The organism is Streptomyces sp. NPDC006368, assembly GCF_040612535.1.
GTDB lineage: Bacteria > Actinomycetota > Actinomycetes > Streptomycetales > Streptomycetaceae > Streptomyces.
This window is the reverse complement of the sequence record NZ_JBEXQK010000001.1, coordinates 305,827-321,206: the sequence shown is the minus strand read 5'-3', so window position 1 is coordinate 321,206 and position 15,380 is coordinate 305,827. Positions and strand designations below refer to the sequence as shown.

Below are 15,380 nucleotides of genomic sequence, written 5' to 3'. Positions count from 1 at the left end.
GCCGCCGACAGCTCGGGAACGGATGCGGTGTGAGGGGGTCGACGGGGTGGGCCCCGGAACACCGCGCGCTCCGGCGCCCGGTCGGCGCGCTCCGGGGACCCGGACCCGCGCCGACCGTGCGGGGGCGCGCGTGCGGCCGGAGGGGCTAGACCGGGAGACCCGGCGCGGGGTGGGCGGCCATCAGGTCGGCGACCTCCGCGCGGATCTTGGCCAGGGTGTCCTCGTCGCCGGTGCGGGCCGCGGTGACGCCCCGGTCGATCCACTCGGCGACGAGCGGCATGTGCCGCGTACCGAGGCCGCGGGAGGTGAGCGACGGGGTGCCGATGCGGATGCCCGAGGGGTCGAAGGGCTTCCTCGGGTCGTAGGGGACGGTGTTGTGGTTGACCACGATCCCGGCCCGGTCGAGCGCCTTCGCGGCGACCTTGCCCGGCACGTCCTTGCGGGTGAGGTCGATGAGGATCAGGTGATTGTCGGTGCCGCCGGAGACCAGGTCGAAGCCACGGGCGAGCAGCTCGGCCGCCAGGGCCCCGGCGTTGGCGACGACCGCGTGGGCGTAGTCGCGGAAGGACGGCTGGGCGGCCTCGTGGAGGGCCACGGCGATGGCGGCGGTGGTCTGGTTGTGGGGGCCTCCCTGGAGGCCGGGGAAGACCGCCTTGTCGATGGCCTTGGCGTGCTCCTCGCGGCACATCAGCATCGCGCCGCGCGGTCCGCGCAGCGTCTTGTGGGTGGTCGTGGAGATCACGTCGGCGTACGGGGTGGGCGACGGGTGGGCGCCGCCCGCGATCAGGCCGGCGATGTGGGCGACGTCGGCGACGAGCACGGCGCCGGCCTCGCGGGCGACCTCCGCGAAGGCGGCGAAGTCGATGGTGCGGGGCAGGGCGGTACCGCCGCAGAAAATGATCCTGGGGCGCTCGGTGAGGGCGAGGTCACGCACCTGGTCGAAGTCGATCAGCCCGGTGTCGCGCCGTACGCCGTACTGCACGCCGCGGAACCACTTCCCGGTCGCCGAGACGCCCCAGCCGTGGGTGAGGTGGCCGCCCATCGGGAGGGCCATGCCCATCACGGTGTCACCGGGTTCGGCGAAGGCGAGGTGGACGGCGAGGTTGGCCGGGGAGCCGGAGTAGGGCTGGACGTTGGCGTGGTCGACGCCGAAGAGCGCCTTGGCCCGGCCCACGGCGAGCAGCTCGACCCGGTCGATGTTCTGCTGGCCCTCGTAGTAGCGGCGGCCGGCGTAACCCTCGCTGTACTTGTTCTGCAGGACGGTGCCGGAGGCTTCCAGGACGGCGTGCGAGACGTAGTTCTCGCTGGGGATCAGGCGCAGGGTGTCGGCCTGCAGGCGCTCCTCGGCCCCGACGAGCGCGGCGAGTTCGGGGTCGGCGGCGCTGAGAGCGGGGTGGTGCGCGGGAAGGGGCGGGGTGGTCATGGCGTCCTCCGGGGGGCCGGCAGCGGTCGTCTCGTCCGAGGTGCTGCCGGGCGTCCCCGCCGCAGGGCGGGGGGAGGGCGGCACCCACACGGTGTGTGTGCGAAGTGCCCAGGCGGGCGGCACCTCGTGCGGTCTGCCGCGCACGGCTTCCCCGGGGTTGTCTCCCCGTGCGCCAGTCGCCGCGCGTACGGACCACCTTAACGGGCGGGCCCGTCGGAGGTTTCCCCGTCCGCATCCCGAGCGACGATAGAGAAGGGTCCACCCCCGGCCCCGGCCGCAGGACGAACGGAGATCCCGTGTCGAGAACGCAAGACGCGATCGCATCCGCCGAGGCGCGCAGCGCGCACAACTACCACCCCTTGCCCGTCGTCGTCTCCTCGGCGGAGGGCGCGTGGATGACCGATGTCGAGGGGCGCCGCTACCTGGACATGCTCGCCGGGTACTCGGCGCTCAACTTCGGGCACGGCAACCGCCGGCTGATCGAGGCCGCCAAGGCCCAGCTGGAGCGGGTGACGCTGACCTCCCGCGCCTTCCACCACGACCGGTTCGCGGACTTCTGCGAGCGGTTGGCGGAGCTGTGCGGCATGGAGATGGTGCTTCCGATGAACACGGGGGCGGAGGCGGTGGAGACCGCCGTGAAGACCGCCCGCAAGTGGGGCTATCGCGTCAAGGGCGTCCCGGACGGCGCGGCCGAGATCATCGTGGCGGCGGGCAACTTCCACGGCCGGACGACCACGATCGTCAGCTTCTCGACCGACCCGGAGGCCCGGGCGGACTACGGCCCGTACACGCCGGGCTTCAGGATCGTCCCGTACGGCGACCCGGCCGCCGTCGAGGAGGCGATGACGGACCACACGGTGGCCGTGCTGCTGGAGCCGATCCAGGGCGAGGCGGGGGTGCTCGTGCCGCCGCCCGGCTATCTCGCCGGTGTCCGGGAGCTGACCCGTGAGCGGGGCGTGCTGTTCATCGCGGACGAGATCCAGTCGGGTCTGGGGCGCACCGGACGCACGTTCGCGTGCGAGCACGAGGGTGTCGTGCCCGACATGTACGTGCTGGGCAAGGCGCTGGGCGGCGGTGTGGTTCCGGTGTCGGCCGTCGTGTCGAGTACGGCGGTGCTCGGCGTCCACCGGCCGGGCGAGCACGGCTCGACGTTCGGCGGGAACCCCCTCGCCTGCGCCGTGGCGCTGGAGGTGATCGCGATGCTGCGCGACGGCGAGTACCAGCAGCGGGCGGCCGAGCTGGGCGACCACCTCCACCACGAGCTGGGGCTCATGGTGGGCGGCGGCGCCGTGGAGGAGGTCCGGGGGCGGGGCCTGTGGGCGGGCGTCGACATCGTCCCGGCCCTCGGCACCGGCCGGGAGATCTCGGAGAAGCTGATGGAACGCGGCGTCCTGGTGAAGGACACGCACGGCTCGACCATCCGGATCGCCCCACCCCTGGTGATCAGCAAGGAGGACCTGGACTGGGGCCTGGAGCAGCTGCGCCAGGTGCTGCGGTGACCGCCCGCGGGTGCGCGGGAGGGCGGGCTCAGAGGATGACGTGCGGCACGAAGCGGGCGTACTCGTCCGTGACCAGTCCCGCCGACTCCCGGATGCCGAGCCCCGCCGCCTCGTCCTCGACGACCCACGCGCCGAGCACCACGTGGTTGCCCTCGAAGGCGGGCAGTGGGGCCAGTTGCTGGTAGCAGCACCGTTCGTCCCGGATCACGGGAGCGGCGCCGGGCTCATGGAGGGTGACCCCGGCGCCCTCCCGGCCGAGGAGCGGCTTGGCGACATAGCCGGGGCCGGGGGCGTCGGCCAGTTCGCGCGGGCCGTCGAGGTAGGCGGGGAGCAGGTTGGGGTGCCCGGGGTAGAGCTCCCACAGGACGGCAAGCAGGGCCTTGTTGGACAGGAGCATCTTCCAGGCGGGTTCGATCCAGCAGGTGGTGCCGGTGCCGCCGCCGTTGTCGAGGGTGTCGATGACGTGCGGGCCGAAGGGGTCGGTGGTCAGCCACTCCCACGGGTAGAGCTTGAAGCAGCTGCGGATGAAGCGCAGCCGGTCGTCGACGAAGCGGCCGGACAGCCGGTCCCAGCCGATCCGCTCCACCGACAGCGCCTCGGTGACCAGCCCGGCCTGCTGCGCGGTCTCCCGCAGGTACGCGACGGTCATCAGGTCCTCGCCGAGTTCGTCGCCGTCGGAGTGCACGAAGTGCAGCGGGCCGGGCGGCAGCAGCGCGGCCTGCCGCTTCCAGGCGTCGACGAGCCGCTCGTGGAGGGAGTTCCACTGGTCGGCGCCGGGGAAGCGTTCCTCCATCCAGAACCACTGGGGGCTGGCGGCCTCCACGAGGGAGGTGGGGGTGTCGGCGTTGTACTCCAGCATCTTGGCCGGGCCCGTGCCGTCGTAGCGCAGGTCGAACCGTCCGTAGAGGGAGGGCAGTTCGGCGCGGCGCCGCCAGGACTCGGCGACGCGCGCGGCGAGCCCCGGGTCGGTGATGCCGAGGTCGGCGAACCGGTCGTGCGCGACGATGTGCTCGGCCGCCGCCAGGCACATGGCGTGCAGCTCCTCGACGGTCTCCTCCAGCGCCTCGACCTCGGGCAGCGAGAAGACGTAGTAGGCGCTCTCGTCCCAGTAGGGGCGCAGTGAGCCGTCCGGGAAGCGGGTGAGCGGGTAGACGAGCCCCTGCTCCTCGACGGTCCGCTGCCAGTGGGGGCGGGGCTCGATGGTGTGACGCCGCATCGGTGACCCTCGTCCGGCTCAGCCGCCGCCGGAGCCGGACGACGAGCAGCCGAAGCCGCCGCGCTCGACGGCCGACTTGTCGAAACTGCCGCCGGAGACCTTGCCGTTGCTGACGCTGCCGCCGTAGTAGTACGTGCCGCGGGCGGTGCCGCCGCCACTGCCGCCGTCGCACTCGTAGCTGGGGAGCTTGTCGCGCGTGACGGGGTCGACGCAGCGCCTGTCCGGCTCGGAGCCGCAGGACGTGATCGTCGCCGCGAGCACCCCCATGCCGCCGAGCACCACCGTGCTCGACCTCAGCCTGCGCATGCGCTCACCCTCCCGTCGACCCTCCGGACCATGGACGGCACAGACTAGATGCCCGCCCCGGCCACCCGTACGCCCGGGCCGTCGCGCGTCCCGTTCGCCTGACTTTCCCGCCGTTTCGGCACCGCTCAGGCGCCGCGGCCGCGGTGCCCCGCTCACGCGCCGCTCACGAGTCCTGGGGGAGGACCCGGCACAGGGCGTCCAGCGCGCCCGCCCAGGCACTGTCGGTCGGGGTGCCGTACCCGACGACCAGCCCGTCGCGTCCGCGCCCCACATCGGGGTGTCGGAAACGGTCCAGGCCCTGGACGGCGAGGCCCTGCCAGGCGGCGGCCTGGATGACGGACCGTTCGGTGCCGGGCGGCAGTTCCAGTACGGCGTGCAGGCCGGCCGCGATGCCGCTGACGCGGATGTGCGGCGCCCGTTCGGCGAGCGCCGCCACGAGCTGGTCGCGGCGCCTGCGGTAGCGCAGCCGCATGGAGCGTACGTGCCGGTCGTACGCGCCCGAGGCGATGAACTCGGCCAGCGTCAGCTGGTCCAGCGCGCTGGACACCCAGTCGACGGAGCCCTTGGCCGCCACCACCTCGTCCACCAGGTCCTCCGGGACGACCATCCACGCCAGCCGCAGCCCGGGGGTCAGGGACTTGCTCGCCGTCCCCAGGTACACCACGCGCCCGGGGTCCAGGCCCTGGAGGGCGCCCACCGGCTGCCGGTCGTAGCGGAACTCACCGTCGTAGTCGTCCTCCAGGACCAGCCCGCCGGTGCGGCGCGCCCAGTCGACGACGGCCGTCCGCCGCTCCGGCGGCAGCGCCCCGCCGAGCGGGAACTGGTGCGCGGGCGTCAGCAGCGCCGCGCCCTGGCGGCGCAACGCGCCGGTGTGCGTGCCGTGTTCGTCGAGCGGCAGGGGCGGGGTGCGCAGGCCGGCCTCGGTCAGGAGGTTCCAGTGGACGTCGAGGCCGTACGACTCGACGGCGACGTCCCGTACGCGGCGGGCCCACAGCACCTTGCCCAGCAGCATCAGGCCGTGGACGAAGCCGGAGCAGATCACGATCCGGCCGGGGTCCGCGTGGACGCCGCGCGCCCGGGCGAGGTAGTCGGCCAGGACGGTGCGCAGCTCGGGGCGGCCCCGGGGATGGCCGTAGCCGAACGCCTCGTGCGGGGCGGTCGACAGGGCGCGGCGGGCCGCCTTGAGCCACTCGCCGCGCGGGAACGAGCCGAGGTCGGGCGTGCCGGGGTGCAGGCTGTGCGCGGCGGGCCGGCGGAGGCGCGGGGCGGGGCGTGGTGCGGGGCGCGCGGCACGGGCCTGGAGGGCGCCCCGGCGGACCGGTGCGGCGCCGGGGGCGGGGGACGGGGTGGCGCCGGGGACGCGGGCGGGGGCGGCGCCCGAGGTGGGGACCGGTGCGGCGCGCGCGGTGCGGGTCGGGGTGGCGCGCGCGGCGGGTGGGGGTGGCAGCGGGCGCGGGGCGGCGGCGCGGCGGGCCACGCGCGTGCCGGAGCCCTGGCGGGCGGTGAGCCAGCCCTCGGCGACGAGCTCGGCGTACGCGTCGGCGACGGTGTTGCGGGCGACGCCCAGGTCGGCGGCGAGCGAGCGGGAGGACGGCAACCGGGTGCCGGGAGCGAGCCGCCCGCTCCGTACGGCCTCGCGCAGGGCCTCCATGAGACCGGCGCGCAGCCCCGGGCCGCGTATCTCCAGATGCAGGTCGGCACCGAAAGTGGCCCAGGAATCCGTCATGGAAGTGGACCATACCCGTGCGCCACGCGCCCCGTACGGTCGAAGCCATGACGACGACGAACGAGCACACCTCCCGCGAACTCTGCCCCGAGCACACGCCCCGCCTCGCCTGGTCGACGCACGCGCCCCAGGTCTACAAGGCCATGATCACGCTGGACGCGGCATCCCGTCAGGGCCTCGACCCGGTCCTCCTCGAACTGGTCAAGATCCGCGCCTCGCAGCTCAACCACTGCGCCTTCTGCCTCGACATGCACACCAAGGACGCGCTGGCGGCGGGCGAGTCGGTGGAGCGGATCATCCAGCTCGCCGCCTGGGAGGAGTCGCGGCACTTCTACACCGAGCGGGAGGCGGCGGCGATCGAACTGACCGAGGCCATCACGGTGCTGACGGACGGTTTCGTCCCGGACGAGGTGTACGAGAAGGCCGCGAAGAACTTCGACGAGAAGGAACTGGCCCAGCTGATCGCCGCGATCACGGTCATCAACGCCTGGAACCGCTTCGGTGTGGCGACCCGCATGGTGGCGGGCCACTACACGCCCGGCCAGTTCAAGCACTGACGGGCACTCACCGGACCATGACGTCCCGCACCCCGCTCCGTACCCGTCCCGGAGGCCCCGTATGGCGCTGACGCCCGTCGCCACCTTCCGCGCACTGCACCACGGGCGCCCGCCCGGGGACCCCCTGGTCCTGCCCGGACCGTGGGACGCCGCGAGCGCCCGCGCCTTCGAGGCCGCCGGGTTCCCCGCCCTGGCGACGCCGAGCGCGGGGGTGTCGGCGTCGCTCGGGTACGAGGACGGCGCGACGCCGGCGGACGAGATGTTCGCCGCCGTGGCCCGTATCGCCCGGTCGGTGTCCGTCCCGGTCTCGGCGGACGTGGAGGGCGGCTACGGCCTGGCGCCGAAGGAGCTGGTGGCGCGCGTCCTGGAGACCGGTGCCGTCGGCGTGAACCTGGAGGACTCCGAGGCGGGCGCGCTGAAGGACCCGCGCCGGCACGCCGACTGGCTCGCGGAGGTACGGGCGGAGGCGGGCGACGCCCTCTTCGTCAACGCCCGCGTCGACACGTACCTGCGCGGCGTGAGGGAGGTGTCCGAGACGATCGGCCGGTGCCGCCTGTACGTGGAGGCGGGCGCCGACTGCGTCTATCCGATCACCATCCCGCCCGAGCACCTTCCGCTCCTGCGCGCGCGGTTCGCGGCCCCCGTCAACGTGGCCCCCCTTCCCGGCGGCCCGCCGATCGCGGACCTCGCCCGCCTGGGCGCCACCCGTGTCACCTTCGGCCCCGGCCTCCTGCACCGCGCGCTGGCGGCGGTACGGGACATCGCCGATGAGGTACGGGGCGCGGCCGGGGGGTAGCAGGGGGCAAGGCCCGCATCGGGGTCGTGGCCGGGGTCGCGCGGCTGGGGTCCGGGGCGGCTCCGGGCGGGAGCGCGAGTGGGGCGGAGGGCCGGAACCCGAGGCGGGTGCCGACACCGGCTTACGGGCCTGCGGGCTCGGGGGTCGGCGCGGGCTCGGGGGTCGGCGCGGGCTCGGGGGTCGGCGCGGGCTCGGGCGCCGCGTAACAGTGCACGGTCACCGTGCGGCCGGGGCCCCACTCCTGGTCGGCGGTGGTCAGCCGCTCCCAGCCCAGCCGTTCGTAGAGCGCCCGGGCCGCCGTGTCGGTGGCGAGGACGTCGAGGACCGGCCGCAGCCCGCGCGCCCGCGCCTCCCGGACGGCGTGCTCGACCAGCCGCGCGCCGAGCCCGTTGCCGCGCGCGCCGGGGGCGACGAACAGCCGCCCGACGACGGCGGCACGCCCGGCGGTGACGAACGCGGGCGCGACGTCCCCGGCCCCGGCCCGCGACAGGGCGATGTGCCCGGCGATCCGTCCGTCCGACACGGCGACCCACGCCCCGATGAGCGCCTGCGGGGTCAGCCAACGGGCAGGATCCGCAGGCCAGTCGGCCGGATACCCGTCCCTCTCGTGCACCGCGGCGAGGACGTGGACACAGGCGTCGATATCCGCTGGGTCGCGTGGCCCGAGGTGATCCATCCTGGGATCAAAACACGGCACGCCGCCCCCACCGAAGGGATTTTCCCCGCCATGACCACCGAGCGCCCGGACCCGCCGCTCGTCGGCGACGAGCGCGCCATGCTGCGCGCCTTCCTCGACCACCACCGCGCCACCCTCGCGATGAAGTGCGACGGTCTCTCCGACGAGGATCTGCGCCGCCGGTCGATGCCGCCGTCGACGCTGTCGCTCCTCGGTCTGGTCCGCCACATGGCCGAGGTCGAACGCGCCTGGTTCCGCCGGACCATCAACGGCGAGGAGGACATCCCGCTCGTCTGGTCGCCGGACGGCGACTACCAGGCGGCGTACGACGCCACGGGGTCGACCCGCTCGGAGGCGTTCGCCGCCTGGCAGGCGGAGGTCGAGGAGTCGCGCCGTATCGAGCGCGAGGCCCCGTCCCTGGACGTGACCGGTCACAACAGGCGGTGGGACGTGGAGGTCTCGTTGCGCCACGTCATGCTGCACCTGATCCACGAGTACGCCCGCCACAACGGCCACGCCGACTTCCTCCGCGAGGGCGTCGACGGCACGGTGGGGGCGTAACGGGCATTCCCCGTCGGCGCGTGACGCCGCTCAGGCCGGGGCGGAAGCCGGGTGCGGGCGTGGGGAGCCGGGTGCGGGCGCGCGCCGCGCCCAGGTGCTCGGCCACGGTGTCCCGGTGGCGGGTCCCCGGCGTGATCGAACCCGCCCCGGCAGGTGAATGACCCTTTTGTCCCATTATCCTGGTTTCGTGGATGCGTATCCAACGCCTGCGGGGGCCGATCCCGGCGGGCAGCCGCGCGGCGCGGGCGTGCGTGCGGAGATCCTCGCCTCGTGGCAGCGTTCGGTGTCGCTCGGCGTCGCCAGCGAGGGTGTCGCACTGCCCATCGACTACGACGTCGACCCGGACTCGCGACTGATCAGGGCCGCCGCGCCGGTGCTGGAGCGGCTGTGCCACCGGTTCTCCGGCGTGCCGGTCACCGTGACGCTGACCGACGCGCGGGCGAACATCGTGGACCGGCGGGGCACCCCGGTGGGGCTGGAGCTGATGGACGCCGCCTCTCTGGTGCCGGGCGCCAACGTCGACGAGCGGTACATGGGCACCAGCAGCGTCAGCATGGTGCTGAGCACCAGGGCGCCGTTCGTGGTCGTCGGCCATGAGCACTTCCTGCACAACCTCAAGGCGCTGACCTGCATGGCCGCCCCGGTGCGCGACCCCGTGGGCGGCACCGTGCAGGGCGCCGTCAACCTCTCCGTACCCGAGGGGCTCGCCGAGCCCGGCATGGCGCTCGTGCTCCAGGACGCCACCGAGCGCATCGGCCGGCGTCTGCTGGAGCTGAGCTCGGCCCGGGAGAAGGACCTGGTGAGCTCCTTCCTGCGGGACAGGGCGCGCGGCGGGCACGCCGAGCTGGACCTCGGCTCCGGCGAGCTGGCCCACCCCCGGGGGCAGGCGCCCCGGCTGTCCCGTCAGGAGCGGCTGGCGCTGCTGGAGGCCGCGGTCGGGCTGATCTCCTCGAACGAGGAGTCCTTCGCCGAGGTGCCGCTGGGGGGCGGGCGGGTGGCGTCGCTGCGCCGCAAGCAGCTGCGCCACGGCGACGCGGAGGGCGCGGCCGTCGAGGTCAGCTTCCGGGAGTCCCGGGGCACCCCCTGGATGAGTACGGCGAGCAGGGCGAGTACGGCGAGCGCGGACGCGGCGACGAGCGGCGGGGCGACGGCGGCCCCGACCAGGGTGACCGCCCCCGACGGCCGGGAGGTACCGCTGCTGCGCCGTCCGCCCGGCCCGGCCGCCACGGAGCCGCCGGCCCTGCCGGAGCCGGAGGGCGCGCCGGAGCCGCATGCCGTACCGGCGCCGCACGCCACGCGTGACGACGACGCGCCGGACGCCACCGACCCGGACGGGCGGCCCGACGCGTGGCTGCTGCTGGTGGGCGAGCCGGGTGTCGGCCGCCTCGCCGCCGAGGCGCGCGGGCGACTGTCCCTGCTGAACGAGGCGGGCGTACGCGTCGGCACCACGCTGGACATGCGGCGCACCGCCGAGGAGCTCGCGGAGATCGCCGTACCGCGCTTCGCCGATCTCGTCGTGGTGGACCTGCTCGACAGCGTCCTGGCGGGCGACGAGCCGCTGCCGGGACGGCTGGCCGCCGACGCCACGCTGCGCCGGGTCGCCGCCCGGCCGGACGAGCCCCGGCCCCCTGATCACCGGCCCCACGGCGACCCGCCCAGCGGCGTCGGCGGCCCCGTCTCCTACCCCGCCGGGACCCCCCAGGCCCGGTGCCTCGGCGGCGGGCAGCCGGTCGCCGACTCCGTCTCCGTCGTGACCGGCGCCCTGGCGCCCCCGGCCCTCGAAGGCGTCCACCCGGTGGAGCTGCTCGGCGCGGGCGAGCACTCCTACCTCGGCGCCCCGCTGTGCGCCAGGGGCGCGATCCTGGGGCTGGCCGGTTTCTACCGGCGCGGCCGGGCCAAGCCGTACGAGCAGGACGACCTCACCCTGGCGGGCGAACTGGCGGCCCGGGCCGCGATCAGCGTGGACAACGCCCGCCGCTTCAGCCGGGAGCGCCACGCCTCGCTCACCCTCCAGCGCAGCCTGCTGCCGCGCGAGATGCCCCGGCTCACCGGGGTCGACCTCGCCTCCCGCTACCTGCCCGCCGACGCCGGAACCGGCGTGGGCGTGGGCGGTGACTGGTTCGACGCGATCCCGCTCTCCGGCCTGCGGGTGGCGCTGGTCGTCGGGGACGTGGCGGGCCACGGTCTGCAGGCCGCGGCCACCATGGGCCGGCTGCGTACGGCGGTGCGCACCCTGGCCGGGCTCGACCTGATGCCCGAGGAGGTCCTGGCCCACCTGGACGACCTCGTGGGCCGCGCCTCCGACGCCCCGGTCGCCGAGCAGGACCCGGCCACCGCGGCGACCTGCCTGTACGCGGTGTACGACCCGGTGTCCTGCCGCTGTACGGCCGCCCGCGCCGGCCACCCGCCCCCGGCGGTGGTGCCGCCCGGCGGCGCGGCGCGGCTGATCGACCTGCCGGCCGGCCCGCCGCTCGGGCTCGGCGGGGTCCAGCCGTACGAGTCCGCGACCGTCGAGCTGGACCCGGGCAGCCTGCTGGCCCTGTACACCGACGGCCTGCTGAAGGAAGGACGCGGTTACGGCTCCGGCGACGCGCGGACCGGGCAGTTGCTGGCGGCGCTGGGCGGAGGCGACGGCACGCCGCTGGAGGGCATCTGCGACCGGGTCACCGGCGCCCTGGCGCCCGGCGGCGCGCGCGACGACGTGGCCCTGCTGCTGGCCCGCGTGCACGCGCTGCCCGAGGACAGGGTGGCGTCCTGGGAGCTGCCGTCCGACCCGTCGGTGGTCGCCCGGGCGCGGGCGCTGGTGCGGCGGCAACTCGCCGACTGGGACCTGATGGAGCTGGAGTTCACCACCGGCCTGGTGGTCAGCGAGCTGGTCACCAACGCCGTCCGGTACGGCGGCCAGGGGCCGGTGAGCCTGCGGATGCTGCGCGACGGTGCGCTGATCTGCGAGGTGTCCGACCGCAGCAACAGCTCCCCGCGCATCCGTCGCGCGGCCACGACCGAGGAGGGCGGACGCGGTCTGTTCCTGGTGGCGCAGTTCACCAGGAGCTGGGGCGCCCGCTACATGCCGCAGGGCAAGACGGTGTGGGCGGAGCAGGTGCCGCACGCCCCGCGGCAGACGCCGGAGGCGGACGAGGGTGCCCTGCTGGCCATGTTCGACGACCTGGGCTGACCGGCCCCGGGCCGAACCACCCCGCGCCGGCCGCCGGCCGGCCGGCCCGCCCCGCCGCGCGGGGGACGGTCACCGGGCCGTTCCGCCAGGCCCCTCCGCGCCACGCCCGGCCCCGGCCGGTCGGCCACCGCCACGCCCGGCCCCACCCCGTTTGTCGCCCTCCCGCCCGGTCCCCGCCCGCTCCGTCCGCCGGCATGCGACCGGCCCCGGGCGGGCGTACCGTCCCGGTATGCGCGAGGGCGGCCGGGCCCGGTGCGGAGCGTCGCCGCCAGGGCCGAGGGACGGCAGGAGGACCCTCCGGTGACCGGCGTCGACGACCGGGTGCGCGCCGGAGGTCTGGACGCGGCGCTGCGCGACACGATGCGCCGCACCGGCGCGTCCGTCGGCGCCTTCTACCTGCTGCTCCCGGAGGAGCGACTGCTGCGCCTCGTGGTGATCGGCGGGGTTCCCTCCAGGCTCGCCGCGCCGTGGGCGCGGGTCCCCCTGTCCGCCCCGGCTCCCGTGGCGGACGCGGTCCGCGACAACCGCCTCGTCTGGGTCAGCCGCCAGGAGGAGCTGGCCCGTACGTACCCTCGGGCGGCCGTCGCGCTGCCCTACCCGCTCGCACTGGCCGCCGTCCCCGTCACCGGGGAGCGTCGCTGGGGCGCCCTGCTCCTGCTGTGGCCGGGCACCCATCCCCCGCGTACGACCCGGCGGCAGCGCGGCAACATCGCCCTCAGCAGCCGGCGGCTGGCCCGGCTGCTGGACGAGGCCGTCCACGCGGGACGGCCCGTGACGCCACCCGAGGAACCGCTCGTACTGGCCGCGGAGACGGCCGCCCGGCCGCCGTCGCCCGCGTCGCAGACCGCCCTGGCCGCCGCCGATTTCACCGAGCGGCTCCCCGAGGGCTGCTGCGGGCTGGACCTCCAGGGGCGGATCACCTTCCTGAACGCCCGGGGCGCCGCACTGCTCGGCCGCGCCGCCGACGAACTGCTGGGCACACAGCCGTGGCTCGCCCTGCCGTGGCTGGACGACCCGGTCCACGAGGACCGCTACCGCGCCGCGCTCCTCAGCCGCCGGCCCGTGTCGTTCACCGCCTGCCGCCCGCCCGACCGGTGGCTGGACTTCCGGCTGTACCCCGACGCGAGCGGCATCAGCGTGCGCATCACCCCGGCCGGCACCGGGATGCGTCCCCCCGCGAACCCCGCCACGGACACCGCCCCGCTCCCCTCCACGGACCGGGAGCCCGGCCCGGACCAGCCGCTGCCCACCCCCGCACCGGCGCGGGCCGGGCAGCTGTACCAGCTGATGCACCTGGCCGCCGCGCTCACCGAGGCCGTCGGGGTGCGGGACGTGGTGGACATGGTCGCCGACCAGATCATGCCGGCGTTCGGGGCCCAGGGTCTGGTGCTGTCCGCCGCCGAGGCCGGGCGGCTGCGGATCACCGGCTCGCGCGGGTACCCCCCGCACGTCGTCGAACGCCTCGACGGGCTGCCACTGGACACGGGGTTCACACCCGCCGGGCAGGCCCTCGCCGGCGGTGTCCCCGCGTTCTTCACGCACCCCGAGGAGATGGCGCGGATCTATCCAGAAGCCCCGCTGATCAGCGGGAAGCAGGCGTGGGCGTTCCTGCCGCTGGTGATCTCCGGGCGGCCGGTCGGCTGCTGCGTCCTGTCGTACGACCGCCCCCGCGCCTTCCCCGCCGAGGAACGCGCCGTCCTGACCTCGCTCGCCGGTCTCATCGCCCAGGCCCTGGACCGCGCCCGGCTGTACGACGCCAAGCACCAGCTCGCCCACGGGCTCCAGCAGGCCCTGCTGCCCCACCGCCTCCCCGCCGTCACCGGTCTCCAGGTCGCCGCCCGCTATCTGCCCGCCACCCTGGGCATGGACATCGGCGGCGACTTCTACGACCTCATCCGCCTCGACGCCACCACCGCGGCGGCGGTGATCGGCGACGTCCAGGGCCACAACGTCGCCGCCGCGGCCCTCATGGGCCAGGTCCGTACCGCCGTCCACACCCACGCGACCGCCGGCGCGACGCCCGACCAGGTGCTCACCCGCACCAACCGCTTCCTGCTGGACCTCGATCCGGGTCTGTTCACCACCTGCCTGTACGTCCGCATCGACCTCGCCGGCCACCGCGCGCGCCTCGTCAGCGCGGGCCACCCACCGCCGCTGGTACGGCCTCCCGGCCGGCGGGCCCGGCCCGTCGACGTGACGCCCGGCCCGGTCCTGGGCGTGGACCCGCGCGCCGCGTACCCCGTGACCGAGATCCCCCTGCCCGCCGGCGCGGTGCTCGCCCTCTACACCGACGGGCTCGTCGAAAGCGCCGGCACGGACATCGAGGAGGCCATCGCCGGCCTCGCCGATCACCTGTCGGACGCCGGCGAGGACGACCTCGACCTCCTCCTGGAGTCCGTACTGCGCCGGGGCCGCCCCGCGGATCAGCGCACGGACGACATCGCGCTCCTCCTGCTCCGGCCCACGCCGCCCTGACCGGTCCGGCTCAGGACGGGATCCAGGGCCGCCAGGTCGACTCGTTGGCCTTGACCCACTTCTCGGCGGCCTCCCGCGGGGAGAGCTTCTGCTCGGCGATCATCAGCGCGACGTCGTTCTGCGCCTCGGTCGTCCACCGGAAGTTCTTCAGGAAGGCGGCGGCCTTCCCGCCCTTCTCCGCGAAGTCCGCGTTGAGGAACTTCTGGAGCGGGGTGTGCGGGTAGGCGCAGGCGACCTTCTCCGGGTCGGCGTCGCAGCCCTCCTTGTACGCGGGCAGTTTCACCTCCGTCATCGGCACCTTCTCGAAGAGCCACTGCGGCTTGTACCAGTACGTCAGGAACGGTTTGCGCTCCTTGGCGAACTGCTTGATCTGGGTGATCTGCGCCGCCTCGGACCCCGCGAAGACGACCTGGTAGTCGAGGTCGAGGTTCTTCACGAGCGCCTTGTCGTTGGTGACGTAGGACGGGGAGCCGTCGAGCAGTTGGCCCTTGCCGCCGCTCTCCGCGGTGCGAAGCCGGTCCGCGTACGTGTTGAGGTTCTTCCAGTCCGTGACGTCCGGGTGGGCCTCGGCGAAGTACGTGGGGACGAACCAGCCGATGTGGCCGGTCACGCCCAGGCCCCCGCCCCGGATGATCGTCTTCTTGTCGTCGACGTACCGCTTCTCCTGCTCCGGGTGGCCCCAGTCCTCCAGGAGGGCGTCCACCCGGCCCTGGCTGAGCGCGTCCCAGGCGGGGACCTCGTCGATCTGCACGGTGTCGACGCGGTAGCCCAGCTCGTGTTCCAGCAGGTACTGCGCCACGGCCACATTGGCCTGCGCGCCCACCCACGACTGGACGGAGAGCGTGACCGTCTTCGCGCCCTGGGCGGCGGCGTACGGGGACGCCTGCCTGGTCATGTCGGCCGCGCCGCAGCCGGTGAGGGCCAGCAGGGCGAGGGCCGCCGCCGCGGCGGTGACACGGGTCGTACGCAT

12 protein-coding genes and 1 riboswitch are annotated in these 15,380 nt (G+C 74.9%); of the genes, 6 read left to right on the top strand and 6 right to left on the bottom strand.

Annotated features, from left to right (window positions below):
• Nucleotides 1-145 precede the first annotated feature (145 nt).
• Nucleotides 146-1,423, bottom strand: coding sequence for a serine hydroxymethyltransferase (gene glyA, locus ABZZ38_RS01555; RefSeq protein WP_356734526.1), 1,278 nt, complete (start codon nucleotides 1,421-1,423; stop codon nucleotides 146-148).
• 99 nt (nucleotides 1,424-1,522) lie between these two features.
• Nucleotides 1,523-1,613, bottom strand: a riboswitch (ZMP/ZTP riboswitch).
• Between the two features lie 106 nt (nucleotides 1,614-1,719).
• Between glyA and rocD the strand changes: the two genes are divergently transcribed.
• Nucleotides 1,720-2,922 (top strand): ornithine--oxo-acid transaminase, encoded by a 1,203-nt coding sequence (gene rocD, locus ABZZ38_RS01550; RefSeq protein ID WP_356734524.1) that lies wholly within the window; start codon nucleotides 1,720-1,722, stop codon nucleotides 2,920-2,922.
• Between the two features lie 28 nt (nucleotides 2,923-2,950).
• Here the strand turns inward: rocD and ABZZ38_RS01545 are convergent, their stop codons facing one another.
• The 3 genes from ABZZ38_RS01545 to ABZZ38_RS01535 all read right to left on the bottom strand — a co-directional run bounded on the left by ABZZ38_RS01545 (nucleotide 2,951) and on the right by ABZZ38_RS01535 (nucleotide 6,170).
• Nucleotides 2,951-4,138 (bottom strand): glutathionylspermidine synthase family protein, encoded by a 1,188-nt coding sequence (locus ABZZ38_RS01545; RefSeq protein WP_356734522.1) that lies wholly within the window; start codon nucleotides 4,136-4,138, stop codon nucleotides 2,951-2,953.
• 18 nt (nucleotides 4,139-4,156) lie between these two features.
• Nucleotides 4,157-4,444 carry a hypothetical protein gene (locus ABZZ38_RS01540; protein WP_356734520.1) on the bottom strand — a complete coding sequence of 96 codons (288 nt, stop codon included), beginning with the start codon at nucleotides 4,442-4,444 and terminating at the stop codon, nucleotides 4,157-4,159.
• Nucleotides 4,445-4,607: 163 nt separating this feature from the next.
• Nucleotides 4,608-6,170, bottom strand: coding sequence for a PLP-dependent aminotransferase family protein (locus ABZZ38_RS01535; protein WP_356734518.1), 1,563 nt, complete (start codon nucleotides 6,168-6,170; stop codon nucleotides 4,608-4,610).
• Between the two features lie 47 nt (nucleotides 6,171-6,217).
• Here ABZZ38_RS01535 and ABZZ38_RS01530 point away from each other — a divergent pair, with 47 nt between their 5' ends.
• Nucleotides 6,218-6,727: a carboxymuconolactone decarboxylase family protein gene (locus ABZZ38_RS01530; protein ID WP_356734516.1), complete on the top strand. Its 510-nt coding sequence runs from the start codon at nucleotides 6,218-6,220 to the stop codon at nucleotides 6,725-6,727.
• Between the two features lie 61 nt (nucleotides 6,728-6,788).
• The gene (locus tag ABZZ38_RS01525) at nucleotides 6,789-7,523 is read left to right on the top strand and encodes an isocitrate lyase/phosphoenolpyruvate mutase family protein (protein ID WP_356734514.1); all 735 of its coding nucleotides are present in this window, start codon (nucleotides 6,789-6,791) and stop codon (nucleotides 7,521-7,523) included.
• A 121-nt stretch (nucleotides 7,524-7,644) separates the two neighbouring features.
• Here ABZZ38_RS01525 and ABZZ38_RS01520 read toward each other — a convergent pair whose 3' ends face one another.
• Nucleotides 7,645-8,199 carry a GNAT family N-acetyltransferase gene (locus ABZZ38_RS01520; RefSeq protein ID WP_356734512.1) on the bottom strand — a complete coding sequence of 185 codons (555 nt, stop codon included), beginning with the start codon at nucleotides 8,197-8,199 and terminating at the stop codon, nucleotides 7,645-7,647.
• A gap of 51 nt (nucleotides 8,200-8,250) precedes the next feature.
• On the opposite strand from ABZZ38_RS01520, the gene ABZZ38_RS01515 reads away from it, so the two are divergent.
• From ABZZ38_RS01515 to ABZZ38_RS01505, 3 genes are all read left to right on the top strand, one after another.
• Nucleotides 8,251-8,760: a DinB family protein gene (locus ABZZ38_RS01515; RefSeq protein WP_356734510.1), complete on the top strand. Its 510-nt coding sequence runs from the start codon at nucleotides 8,251-8,253 to the stop codon at nucleotides 8,758-8,760.
• A 187-nt stretch (nucleotides 8,761-8,947) separates the two neighbouring features.
• Nucleotides 8,948-11,935, top strand: a complete 2,988-nt coding sequence (locus ABZZ38_RS01510) for a SpoIIE family protein phosphatase (protein ID WP_356734508.1) — start codon at nucleotides 8,948-8,950, stop codon at nucleotides 11,933-11,935.
• Nucleotides 11,936-12,295: 360 nt separating this feature from the next.
• Nucleotides 12,296-14,410, top strand: coding sequence for a SpoIIE family protein phosphatase (locus ABZZ38_RS01505; protein ID WP_356734643.1), 2,115 nt, complete (start codon nucleotides 12,296-12,298; stop codon nucleotides 14,408-14,410).
• Between the two features lie 10 nt (nucleotides 14,411-14,420).
• Here the strand turns inward: ABZZ38_RS01505 and ABZZ38_RS01500 are convergent, their stop codons facing one another.
• Nucleotides 14,421-15,380, bottom strand: a complete 960-nt coding sequence (locus ABZZ38_RS01500; protein ID WP_356734506.1) for an ABC transporter substrate-binding protein — start codon at nucleotides 15,378-15,380, stop codon at nucleotides 14,421-14,423.

Excerpts from the sequence above, each read along its gene's own strand:
- ABZZ38_RS01545 (WP_356734522.1), bottom strand. The coding sequence starts at position 4,138 with ATGCGGCGTCACACCATCGAGCCCCGCCCCCACTGGCAGCGGACCGTC.
- ABZZ38_RS01535 (WP_356734518.1), bottom strand. The coding sequence starts at position 6,170 with ATGACGGATTCCTGGGCCACTTTCGGTGCCGACCTGCATCTGGAGATA.
- ABZZ38_RS01515 (WP_356734510.1), top strand. The coding sequence starts at position 8,251 with ATGACCACCGAGCGCCCGGACCCGCCGCTCGTCGGCGACGAGCGCGCC.
- ABZZ38_RS01505 (WP_356734643.1), top strand. The coding sequence starts at position 12,296 with ATGCGCCGCACCGGCGCGTCCGTCGGCGCCTTCTACCTGCTGCTCCCG.
- glyA (WP_356734526.1), bottom strand. The coding sequence starts at position 1,423 with ATGACCACCCCGCCCCTTCCCGCGCACCACCCCGCTCTCAGCGCCGCC.
- ABZZ38_RS01530 (WP_356734516.1), top strand. The coding sequence starts at position 6,218 with ATGACGACGACGAACGAGCACACCTCCCGCGAACTCTGCCCCGAGCAC.
- ABZZ38_RS01520 (WP_356734512.1), bottom strand. The coding sequence starts at position 8,199 with ATGGATCACCTCGGGCCACGCGACCCAGCGGATATCGACGCCTGTGTC.
- ABZZ38_RS01500 (WP_356734506.1), bottom strand. The coding sequence starts at position 15,380 with ATGCGTACGACCCGTGTCACCGCCGCGGCGGCGGCCCTCGCCCTGCTG.
- ABZZ38_RS01525 (WP_356734514.1), top strand. The coding sequence starts at position 6,789 with ATGGCGCTGACGCCCGTCGCCACCTTCCGCGCACTGCACCACGGGCGC.
- ABZZ38_RS01540 (WP_356734520.1), bottom strand. The coding sequence starts at position 4,444 with ATGCGCAGGCTGAGGTCGAGCACGGTGGTGCTCGGCGGCATGGGGGTG.